Raw genomic sequence first — 10818 nt, forward strand, 5'->3', positions numbered from 1 at the left:
CGCAAAGCCCCCAAAGATAGACGGCGCTTTTGATGCCCCCCTACAAGGATCGCCCCGGGCCGTTGACAGCCCCTCTCCCCTTCGCTATACTGGGCTGGAAACCAAAAAACAGAGAGCCCCTTCCCGCTGTTGGGAAGGGGCTCTCACCCTCTTTTCAGGCGGGGAAACCGCCCCCCACCTCCAGCACCTGGCCGGTGATGAAGGAGGCCCCCTCCCCCGCCAAAAAGAGGACCGCCTGGGCTACCTCCTCCGGCCGGCCCAACCGGCCCAAAGGGGTGGCCTCGGCCAGCTCCCGACGGTCGGCAGGGCCGAGGTGGGCGTTCATCTCGGTGTCGATGACGCCGGGGGCCACACAGTTGACCCGCACCCCGCTGGGCCCCACCTCTTTGGCCAGGGCCTTGGTCAGGCCGATGACCCCCGCCTTGAGGGCGGAATAGGCCACCTCGCAGGAGGCCCCCTGCACCCCCCAGACCGAGGAGAGGTTGACGATGCTGCCGCCCCCGGCGCGGATCATCCCCGGCAGGGCCCGCTGGCAGCAGTAGACCGCGCCGTCCAGGTCCACCCCGCAGAGCCGCCGCCAACCCGCGCTGTCCAGGTCGGTGAAGAGGCCCTGGCGGGGGGCGATGGCGGCGTTGTTGACCAGGGCCGCCACCGGGCCCAGGTCCCGCTCGACCCGCGCAAACATCTCCTCCACCGCACGGCGGTCGGAGACGTCGGCCCCCACCGCCAGCACCGCCGCACCGGCCGCCGCCAGCTCCCCCGCCAGGGCCTCGGCCGCCCCGCGGCTGTGGCAGTAGTTGATGGCCACCTTCCACCCGGCGGCGGCAAAGGCCCGGGCACAGGCGGCGCCGATGCCCCGAGAGCCACCGGTGATGAGCGCTGTTCTCCCCATCGCGCTTCCCCTCCATCCTTTTTTTGTTCAGTGTGAGTATAGCACAGCCGCCCCCCTTTGGGCAAATGCGCGCCGGCCGGCACAGCGAAGGGCTGCACCGGCCGGCGCGCAAACTGGTCGGGGGGCCTGCCCCCTCGCCCCGGGAAGGGAAGAGGGGGGCAGTGGCGATGGCCCCGGCGGCCCTTTACAGCCGCACCGAGTCGCGGATCTTTACAAACTCGCTCTGCTCCATGCCGAAATAGCTGCTCACCTTGATCTTCTTCTCGACGATCTCGCCCTTGATCTCCTCCAGGTAATCCCGCACCTCCTGGGGGACCATCTCCTTGTAGTAGTCGTCCTCCACCAGGGCGGTGACCCCCTCTTTGACCCCCATGGTCTCCAGGGTGCCGTAGGCGAGGGTGCCCTCCACCGTGCCCTTGAGCATGTTGTACATGGCGATGTCGTTTCGCTTGAGCATGGAGGTGATGATGACGTCGGCGATCTCGGGCTTGCTGTCCAGGAAGAAGGCCCGCTGGTCCGCGTCCACGCCGATGCCCAGGGCCCCCTTCTCCTGGCAGGCCTCAAACATCCCCAGGCCGGCGGCCCCCGCCACCTGGTGCAGGATGTCGGCCTTCTGCTGGATCATCAGCAGCCCCATCTCCTTGGCCTTGGTGGCGTTGACAAAGTCGCCCACATAGGAGATGGCGATCCTGCCGTTGGGGTCGGCCCGCTTGCTGCCCTCGACAAAGCCCACCAGGAAGTCGTTGATGACGATCACCTCTGCGCCGCCCAAAAAGCCCACGATGCCGGTCTTGCTCATCTTCTGGGCCAGGACGCCCGCCAGGTAATCCCCCTCGTTCTGGGCGTAGTAGACGGCGAAGACGTTGGGCATCTCCACCTGGTAGTCGGGGGGGATGTCGACGCCGATGAACTTGGTGTCCGGGAACTCCTGGTAGTGCTTCTCCACGATCTCCATGAACTCGTTGCCCGAAAAGGCCACGATGTCGTTGTTCTCCGCCGCGTCGATGACCGAGGGGTCAAACTTGGATTTGTCCGTCCCGTACTCCACCACCTTGATCTCCAGCCCAAAGTCCTGCGACGCCTTCTGGAACCCCTCCCAGGCGATGTCGTTGAAGGCCTTGTCGCCCAGCCGGTCGCAGAGGTAGGCTGCCTTGAGCGGTTTCTTCTCCTCCCCCGCGTCCCCCTTTCCACAGCCCGTCGCAAAGGCCGAAAGGCCCAGCACAGCCACCAGCAAAATCGACAGCATCTTCTTTTTCTTCACGGTACCATTCTCCTCTCTGCACCGGCTGGCCGCCGGCTCTCATCACTGTTTGGCGAACGCCTCCGCCACCTCTCTGCAGGCGCGGGGCGACAAGTCGGCGTAGGGGCCGCCGGGGGTTTTGAGACAGCTGCCGATGATAAAGCCCTGCGCCCGCCCCTTGAGCTGCCCGGCGTTTTGGGCGTCCACCCCGCCGCCGATGAGCAGGGGGGCCCCCGTCGCCCGGCCGGCCGTCTCCAGCATCTCCTCGGTGCCCCGCTGGTCCTTGCCGGTGAGGATCAGCCCGTCGGCCTTGCAGCTCTGCACCGCAAAGCGGGCCATCTCCCCCAAATCGGTGTCCCCCAGGGGGTACCCCTCCCTGTCAAAGACGTCGGCGAGAATGTCCACCTCCCCGGCGCCGATCTCCCGCCGGTAGCGGACGGCGTCGTAGTAGAGCCCCTCCAACATGCCGGTCATCTTCACCATGAGACCGCAAAACACCTTGATGCGCACATAGTCGGCGCCGGCGGCCTTGGCGATGGCGATGGGGGCCCTCCCGTCGTGGTCCAGCAGGGTCACCCCCAGAGGGATGGAGAGGGCCTTCTTGACCTCCCGCGCCAGAGCGGCCATGTTGGCCACCGTGTCCGGCGAGGCGGCGAGGCCCACCGGCTCATCCCCCACGTTTTGCAGGAGGACGGAGGAAAAGCCGCTCTCCTCCAGCACCCGGGCGTTTTTCACGCAGTGCTCGACGATCTCCTCCAGGCTCCGCTCTCCCCCCAGCACGCTGGTGGGAAAGGGGGGGACGTGCAGGACGCCGACGGTGAAACAGCCCTCTCTCAACTGGTTCAAAATGCTCATTTTTGCAGGTCCTCCCGATAGGCGCTGTTGTGCAGCGTGTTGTAGTGCTCCTCCTTGGCCTCGTCGCTGGCGAAATCACAGCTCTCGACCCCACTCACCTTGCAGATCTGGTAGCCAAAGAGGCCCAGCAGGGCGCTGATGACCAGGGGGGTGTACCGCTCGGGCAGGCCGGGGGCGTAGGTGATTCGGTGGCTGGCCTCTGCCCTGTCCAGGCCCCTCTCTGTAAAGAGGATGCTGTTGGCGCCGATAAAATTCATCTCCCGGATCAGCTCCACCGCCCGGCTGTACCCGCCGCCCTGGGGGGCGCAGATCAGGATGGAGGTGTCCGGCCCGCTCACGAAGAACTTGAGGTGGGCCCACTCCTCCAGGTCCTGGGGGATGCCGTCGATCCGCTTGCCCTCCACCAGTTTGGCGGCGCCGAAGTGGGCCATCGACTGGTTGGGCCCGGCCCCCAAGACGGTGAACTGCTCGGCGTCGGCGCAGCCGGCGCAGATTTCCCGCACCCCCTGCTCGTTTTCGGCCAGGGCCTCCTCCACCGTGTCGGCGGCCCGCAGCAGCCAGGCCCGCTCCCGCTGGGCGTCCTCCTCGCCCAGGTGCCCGGTGCGCAGCCCGATCTGCAGGGCGCAGAGCTGAAGCATCAGCAGGGCCGCCGTAAAGGAGATGGTGCCGGGGGCGTACCCCAGGGAGACCACCTGGTAGCACAGGGCCCCCTCCGCCGCCCTTGCCAGGGGGCTGTCGGGATTGCCAGTGACGGCGATGACCGCCGCCCCCCTCTTCTTGGCAATCAGGGCCGACTCCACGGTCCGCGCCACCGTCCCCGAATAGCTGATGACCAGCACCAGCGACCCCTCCGGCAGATAGTCCGCCTCGTAGCGGCAGAACTCCAGCGCCTCGCAGGCCACGCAGTCCACCCCGGTCAGGTCCAAAAAGGTGTAGCGGGCCGCCTGGGCGGCAAAGAGGGAGTCCCCGCACCCCACCGCGTAGATCTTCTTGATCCCGCTCTCGGGAAGGAGGTGGGCCTTCTCCCGGATGGCCGCCTCAAAGTCGGTCACCCCCTTCCGGATGACCTCCGGCGTCAGCGCCAATTCCTCCCGCATGATGTCAATTCCCGTTGCCACTGTCTTCACCACTCCTCTTCTCTTTTAAATAGGCTTCCAGCCGCCCCTCGGCGGCGCTCCTCTCGGCCTCGAACAGCCCCTGGGGGCCAAAGCTCTCCACCGCGTAGGAGGCGGAGATCGTCCCGCAGCAGGCGGCTTCCACCAACTTCCCGGTGCGCAGAAGACCTGCTGCCAGCCCTCCGCCGAAGGTGTCGCCCGCGCCGGTGGTGTCCACCGCGCGGGTGGGGCGGCAGGGCAGCCGCACAAACCGGTCCTCCGCCCGCTCGTAGAGCAGGCACCCCTCTGCCCCCCGCTTGATGACCACCGCGCCCGGCCCCCAGGAGGCAAAGGTCCGCGCCGCCCCCTCAAAGTCCCGTTCCCCCTCCAGGGGGCCCAGCAGCCGCACCGCCTCCTCCTCGCTGGGGAGAAAGACGTCCACCCAGCGCAGGGCGTCCTTCACCGCCTCCCGCCGCCCGCTGGCGTCCCCCTCGTAGGGGTCCAGCAGGACCAGGGCCCCCGCGCGGTGGAATGCCTCGGCCAGCTCCCGCTGGTTGTCGATGGGCAGGGCGGAGAGGAAGGCCGCCCGGCAGCGCCGATAGGCGGGGGGGATGTCCTCCGCCCGGGGCGACATGGCCTCCCGGGTGCCCGGGGGCGACAGCTCGGTGAACTGCCGCCCTCCGTCGGCCCGATAGACGGCCAGGCTGTGCAGGCTGGCCCCCGGAAAGAGGGGGACGCCCGCCAGGTCGATGCCCGCCTCCCGGCACCGCTGCAAGCTCTCGGGGGAGAAGTCGCCGGCCCGGCGGGAGAGCATCCCCACCCCGGGGCACCAGAGGCGGGCCCCCAGCGCCCCGTAGAGGGCGTCGCCCCCAATGACATTTTCCTGCCGGCTGCCGTCGGGCAGGGAGACGTCGTCCAGCGACAGGTTGCCCGCAACCACCAGTTCACAGTTCATTCGATCCCTCCTTGTCGGTCTCTGTTTGACAGCTTTAGGATAGCACAAAAAAAAGAGAGGCCATTCGATCCTCTCATTTATATACAAAACATTTTCTATTTTTGCGCCAGATGTGTATTATTTCACCGGCGGGCCGATGGGCGGGTCGAACAGGGCCCAGTACTGCTCCGCCAGCTTGCGCAAAACCAGCATCACCGGCACCCGGTCGGACACCTCGTAGCCCTCGATCTCCATCTTCTGGGTATAGCAGTAGAGGCGGCAATCCGCCATCTGCGCCAGGGTGTTGCGGCAGAGGGAGGTCAGGCTCACGCAGTAGGCCCCCCGCGCCTTGGCCATCTGCACCGCTTTGATCAGCTGGTCGGTCTCCCCCGACACGCTGATGACAAAGGCCAGGTCCCCCGGCTCGGCGTGGTCGGCACTGTAGTACATGTCGTGCCGGTAGTCAAAGGACTCGGCCGTCTTCCCGGTGCACTTGAGGTAGTGGGCCATGGTCTCGCAAAAGGGGTTGGTGTTGCCGATGCCGTAAAAATAGACCCGCCGCGCCCGCTTCAGCCGCCGCGCCACCGCGGCCAGCTGGCCCTCGTCGAGCATCTCCAGCGTCTTTTGGATGTTGATGGGCACCTCCACCCTGCCGGCTGGGGCGTCGTACTCCGCCCGCAGGGCCACCTTGAGTTCGGCAAAGCCGGTGTAGTGCAGCTTTTTGGCAAAGCGGACCAGGGTGTTGGGGACGGTGTAGAGGGCCGCGGCCAGCTTTTGGATGGAGAGGCGCTCCAGCTCCCCCCGGTGCTGCCGCAGGTAGTCGGCAATGGCGTCGTCGGTGTCGTTCAAACTGTCCTCATAGGCGATCAGCCGCTCGGCAAAGGTCACCGTTCATCCCTCCCTTTTGGATCGTTGCTTTTTCTATTATATCTGAATTCCCGGCAAAAAACAAATCGCACCGGCGCGAATGCGGGGGCAAAAAAAGCGCCCCGGGCCGGTGGGCCGGAGCGCGGGCAGCTAGAGTTCCTGCGAGGGGGGGACCGAGTGGTCGGTGTAGAGGGGCACCCCGGTGATCCGCGCCAGGGCGCGGGTGGGGCGGCCGGGGGCCGGCATCTGGTGGGGCGGCTCAAAGCCGGAGAGGTGGACCATATCAAAGTCGTCGTTGTGGCGGCGGTTGTAGAGAAACAGGCTCTGCAAGGCCGGATTTTCGCCGGTGTAGTAGAGCTTGTCCAGCACCAGGTTCCAGTCGTAGTCGGGGATGTAGTGGCGCAGGGCCAGCCGCGGGAAGAGGAGGGAGAGGGCCCGGTAGACCCGGTCGCGCCAGCTGTGTTGGTAGGGGAGGACGTAGGTGAAGCGGTACTCCCGCTCGCCGCTCTGGGCGGGCTTTTCCCCGCGGGAGGGGCGCTGGAGCAAAAAGGCCACCTTGGCCCCCGCCCCGGCGAAGATGGGGCTCTTCTCCAGCAGGTCCTGCGCCCGCTCCCGGGAGACGCCGGAGATGGCCACCGTCGGCTTCCCCCGCTTGACAAAGGCGGAGTACTTCTTCTCCAGGTGGATGAGCATGTTGCCCGCATAGCCCATGAACATCCAGAAGATGGCGGTGGTGAAGTCGATGTGAAAGACAAGGGCCTTTTCGGCAAAGGCGTAGATGCCGTAACTGAGGATAAAGGCCATGACGTAGGGCAGCACCCCCCGGTCAAACTTGCGGTATTTGCGGTTGAACACCCCGTTGAGGATGGACCAGAGGTAACTGACAAAAAAGGTGCAGCAGCAGACAAAGCCCACCACCCCGGTGCCCACCAGGATGGTCAGGTAGGCGTTGTGCAGGTCGGGGAAGCGCAGCCCGTCCTCCAGGTAGCGGTCCCCCGCCGTCTCGATGTTGGCCGGGCCCACCCCGAAGAGGGGCTTGTGGGTAAAGATCTCCAGCCCCTGCTTGACCAGCACGTCCCGCCCGCTGCCCAGGGGCCGCTCGCTGCCGCCCAGCACCACCACCCAGTCGTCGGTGTCCTGCACGCTGACCTCGTTGAGCAGCTCCTCGTTCTCGGTCACGGTGTACATGATGGCGTCGGCCGTCCCGTCCTGCACCGCGGTGCGGGTGAAGAAGATGCCCCCGCAGATGAGCACGGCGGCCAGCAGGAAAAAGACAGACTGGCGGCCCACGGTCTTCCAGTTGATCTCCTTGAGGTAGCTGATGCGCAGCCCGCAGGCCAGCATCACCCCATAGCCCCCCAGCAGCACCAGGGCGGCGTTGCTGTCGGTAAACCAGAGGGAGACCAGGTTGACGGGGATGGAGAGCCAGAGGAAGGCCTTGGCCACCTTCCGCATCTTCTGCTTGCGGCGGTGGTCGATGGTCAAGAGCATCTGGGCGCAGACGATGCTCAGGGCGTTGAGGAAACCGGCGTAGTTGGGGTTGGTGAAGATGCCGTAAAAGCGCCCCTCAAAAAAGCCGAAGTGGTAGCCGTCGATGGTGATGCTGAGCCGGTAGGTGACAAAGAGGGCCCCCGCCAGGGTGATGGCGGTCACCAGCAGCACGATGATCTTTAGGAGGATGCGCAGTTCCCGCTGGGCCTTGTGAAAGTCCATTAAGCTGGTGCAGCCGAAAAAGACCACAAAGTAGAGGGCGGAATACCCCAGGGTGAAGAAGTTGAAGAGCAGGTTGTCCCGCCAGTTGAGGAGCACCGAGAGCAGCGAGGCCAGCATGAACAGCCCAAAGGTAAACCAGTGGCGCATCTGAAAGTAGAGGCGCTTGATGAGCACCACATTGACAAAGACGCAGATGGCCCAGATCCCCAAGACCAGGTTGACGGGGTTGAAGATGCGGTCGTAGAAGTTGACGTAGTAGAAGATGGTGGCGGCCAAAAAGGCCACGCGAAAAACGCCGGCGTTGCCCAGCGTCTTGTCAAAGAGATGATATGCTTTTTTGAGCGGAGCGCTCAACTCATCACTTCCCGTCCCCCTGCGCGAAGGGGGCATTTCTCTTCTCTTCAAAGTACTCCCATTATACGGCCTGGGCCATTTTGTTGTCAAATTTCGCCCTTCTTTTTGCCGCCGTCTTTCCCTCTCCCTCGCCCCTCGTCCCGCTGCCGGGCGGCGGGCAGCACCTCCCGACGGATGTAGGAAAAGACAGCTTCCTCCCCCTCGTCCTTCAGCCGGCTAAGCAGGTCTTCCAGCAGGGCCCGGGTCTCGGGGTGGAGGATGTAGTGGGGCTTGGAGCGCTGGTAGTAGTCCCAGGGGTCTCGGTCCACATAGGCCTCTTTGCGGTAGGTGCGGCTGGCGGCGATGCGGTCGCAGAACATCTCCACCACATACCGCACCAGCATCTTCATCCCCGCCAGGGCGTGATCGCCCTCAGGGGAGTAGTCGATCCAGTACTCCAGGTGGTGCTTGTTGCGGCCTTTGTGGTGCAGCCAGGCCGAACTGTACCCCCGGTCCTGCCGCTCGGCGTCGTTGGGGCTGCGGTTGCCCTGAAAGTAGCGGGCCCCCACCCAAAACTCGGCGGGGCTGTATTTGGAGAGGTCGTGCAGCAGGCCCTGCCGGTAGAGCCCCACCTTGAAGCAGTACTGGCGCACCAGTTTTTTGTGGTGGTTGACCGTCTTTAAATGGGAGAGCCACTTCACGGCCCTCACCCCTTTCGCGCTGTAAAATCGGGCGGCGGGGGCCTCCCCCTTTTCCGCCTTTCCCCATCATATCGGATTGGCCGGGATTTGACAACTGAAAAATCGCCCCAAAGGCCCCTTCCCCGAAGGGCTGTTGCAGCGGTCGCGCGCCCCGCGTATTTCCAAAGCAAAATGAAATGCGCATTCCCTTCTCATTTGAGGGCGCGGCCGGCTTAGGAGACAGCCCAATAGGACCTGAAGAAAAGAGCCTCTGTGGAGGGGCCAACTGGATGGGAGACTGCGTTCACGGATGAATTGCAGCGGGGTACAAGCCGGCAAAAGCCCCGCCCTTTCTGTATGGTCTTACGGCGCTTCCACCAGGTCGACAGGGGTCTGTGCAAAGGCCCTCTCGCCTGCAACGAGAACAGATTTGGAGAAAGCGCTTAGGGGGACGGCAACTCGCCCCTTTGGAAATCCAGCCGATGGAGGCCTCCCCTCCCTGCGGGAAAAGACAGGCTGCCGAACCCGCACCGAAGGGGCCTGTACAGGCCCCTTCAGCAATAGCAAAGAGCAAACGGGGAAGATACCGCCCTTCTGTGCGTCCTTTTTTGGCGCTCCCAGCGCAGGGCAGCGTCCAACCGGGAGGCCCCAAATCCCCTCTTCCCCCTGCCGATCTTTCATCAAACCAGGTAGGGAGCTGGAAAACAGCCGCTATTTTTGCACCCCGTACTGCTCCATCTGGGCCTCGTGCTCCTCCAGTGTTTTGGAATAGTGGTTTTGGTTGTCGTTTCCAAAGAAGAAATAGAGGTACTCGCTGGAACTGGGGTTCTGGGCGGCGGCAATGGCCCGGGCGCCGGGGTTGCAGATGGGGCCAGCGGGCAGCCCCTTGCACTTATAGGTGTTGTAGAGGGGGGCGAACTTGCTCTGATTTGCCACCAAGGGGTTGCCGGTGATGTAGTTGTTGACATACTCCCGGGTGGGGTCGGAATCCAGCCGCATCCCGGCGGCCAGCCGGTTGTGAAAGACCGAGGAGACCATCTTCATCTGCTCGGTGCTGCGGGTCTCCCGCTCGATGATGGAGGCCAGGATCAGGGCCTTTTCAGAGGGCATTCCCGACTTGGCGGCGTAGTTGTTGAGCATCTTGCGCAAAACCGACTCGGCGTCCTCCCCCTGGTAAAACTCGTAGGTGTCAGGGAAGAGATAGCCCTCCATCTTAAAGGCGCGGTTGGAGGTGGCGGGGACAGTGAAGGATTTGACAGTGTAATTCTGGGCGGTGCTATAGAAATCTGCCGCTGTGCAGACCCCCTTTTTCTCAAGGGTATTGGCGATCTGCATGAAGGTGCTGCCCTCGGGCACGGTGACCCGCACCGTCTGGCGGGGCTGGCTGCCCTCGCCAGAGCCCTCCTCTCCCTCTTCGCCGGAACCGCCGGTTTCCTGGGCGGCCTTCTCGGCAGCCTCCTTCTCCTCCTGGGCGGCAATGGCCTTGGGGGAGAGGGTCCCCTCCTCTTCGTCGGAGAAGAGGGCAGCGCTCTCCACAAAGGTGGCGCCGGCGGTGGGCGCCGCTGCCTCTGCCTTTTTGCAGCCCGCCAAGAGGGCGAGGCAGACCAGGGCCGCCAGGAGGGCTTTCCAATACGCGTGTTTCATCGTCACTTCCCCTTTTTCGACTATTTTGCTTATTATAATACATTCTCCGACAAATGAAAAGTCGCAGAGGAGGGCATCTATGGAGGCGAGGAGCGCCCTTGACCGCGTTTTTTTTGATAACATTTTGATAACATCTACGTTCTATTTCACTCTATTCTGTTCTATTTTTCATCTTTTTTGTATTTTTACACACAACAAGAAAACACCCACAAATCGCTTAACAATGCGGTTTGTGGGTGCTTTCTTTGGAGCTGCTAGGCGGATTCGAACCGCCGACCTCGTCCTTACCAAGGACGCGCTCTGCCGACTGAGCCATAGCAGCATACGTGGCAGGGGCAGAAGGACTTGAACCCTCGGCACGTGGTTTTGGAGACCACTGCTCTACCAACTGAGCTATACCCCTAAATGGTCATATTGGTGGGCCTTCAGGGACTCGAACCCCGGACCGACCGGTTATGAGCCGGCTGCTCTAACCAACTGAGCTAAAGGCCCTTCTGGCTCCCCCTGTTGGGCTCGAACCAACGACCCTGCGGTTAACAGCCGCATGCTCTACCAACTGAGCTAAG

The 10818-nt window shown here is 63.8% G+C and carries 9 protein-coding genes and 3 tRNA genes; all 12 read right to left on the reverse strand.

Annotated elements, in window-relative coordinates; genetic code table 11:
- Nucleotides 1–154 precede the first annotated feature (154 nt).
- Entirely contained in the window at nt 155–892 is a 738-nt protein-coding gene (gene ymfI / locus KQI11_RS11975) for an elongation factor P 5-aminopentanone reductase (RefSeq protein ID WP_216402276.1), read from the reverse strand.
- Between the two features lie 184 nt (nt 893–1076).
- A complete protein-coding gene (locus KQI11_RS11980; protein ID WP_059005540.1) occupies nt 1077–2153 on the reverse strand; it encodes a BMP family ABC transporter substrate-binding protein in 1077 nt (358 codons plus the stop codon).
- Nucleotides 2154–2195: 42 nt separating this feature from the next.
- The gene (locus KQI11_RS11985; protein WP_216402277.1) at nt 2196–2987 is read right to left on the reverse strand and encodes a BtpA/SgcQ family protein; all 792 of its coding nucleotides are present in this window, start codon (nt 2985–2987) and stop codon (nt 2196–2198) included.
- On the reverse strand, nt 2984–4105 hold the full coding sequence (locus KQI11_RS11990; RefSeq protein WP_216402278.1) for an SIS domain-containing protein: 1122 nt from the start codon (nt 4103–4105) through the stop codon (nt 2984–2986). Before KQI11_RS11990 ends, KQI11_RS11985 begins: the two co-directional genes overlap by 4 nt.
- A complete protein-coding gene (locus KQI11_RS11995; RefSeq protein ID WP_216402279.1) occupies nt 4089–5036 on the reverse strand; it encodes a carbohydrate kinase family protein in 948 nt (315 codons plus the stop codon). The genes KQI11_RS11990 and KQI11_RS11995 overlap by 17 nt, the downstream gene beginning before the upstream one ends.
- Nucleotides 5037–5153: 117 nt before the next feature.
- Nucleotides 5154–5903 (reverse strand): MurR/RpiR family transcriptional regulator, encoded by a 750-nt coding sequence (locus tag KQI11_RS12000; protein WP_216402280.1) that lies wholly within the window; start codon nt 5901–5903, stop codon nt 5154–5156.
- A 129-nt stretch (nt 5904–6032) separates the two neighbouring features.
- Nucleotides 6033–7949, reverse strand: a complete 1917-nt coding sequence (locus KQI11_RS12005; protein ID WP_216402281.1) for an O-antigen ligase family protein — start codon at nt 7947–7949, stop codon at nt 6033–6035.
- A gap of 86 nt (nt 7950–8035) precedes the next feature.
- On the reverse strand, nt 8036–8629 hold the full coding sequence (locus KQI11_RS12010; protein WP_216402282.1) for a DUF5662 family protein: 594 nt from the start codon (nt 8627–8629) through the stop codon (nt 8036–8038).
- Between the two features lie 690 nt (nt 8630–9319).
- Nucleotides 9320–10252 carry an endolytic transglycosylase MltG gene (mltG, locus tag KQI11_RS12015; RefSeq protein WP_216402283.1) on the reverse strand — a complete coding sequence of 311 codons (933 nt, stop codon included), beginning with the start codon at nt 10250–10252 and terminating at the stop codon, nt 9320–9322.
- Between the two features lie 246 nt (nt 10253–10498).
- Nucleotides 10499–10574, reverse strand: a tRNA-Thr gene (locus KQI11_RS12020).
- A gap of 5 nt (nt 10575–10579) precedes the next feature.
- Nucleotides 10580–10655 (reverse strand) — tRNA-Trp (locus KQI11_RS12025).
- 12 nt (nt 10656–10667) lie between these two features.
- Nucleotides 10668–10744, reverse strand: a tRNA-Ile gene (locus KQI11_RS12030).
- Between the last annotated feature and the right edge of the window lie 74 nt (nt 10745–10818).

The sequence above is a fragment of the Acetanaerobacterium sp. MSJ-12 genome (assembly GCF_018917875.1).
Classification (GTDB): domain Bacteria; phylum Bacillota; class Clostridia; order Oscillospirales; family Ruminococcaceae; genus Bittarella; species Bittarella massiliensis.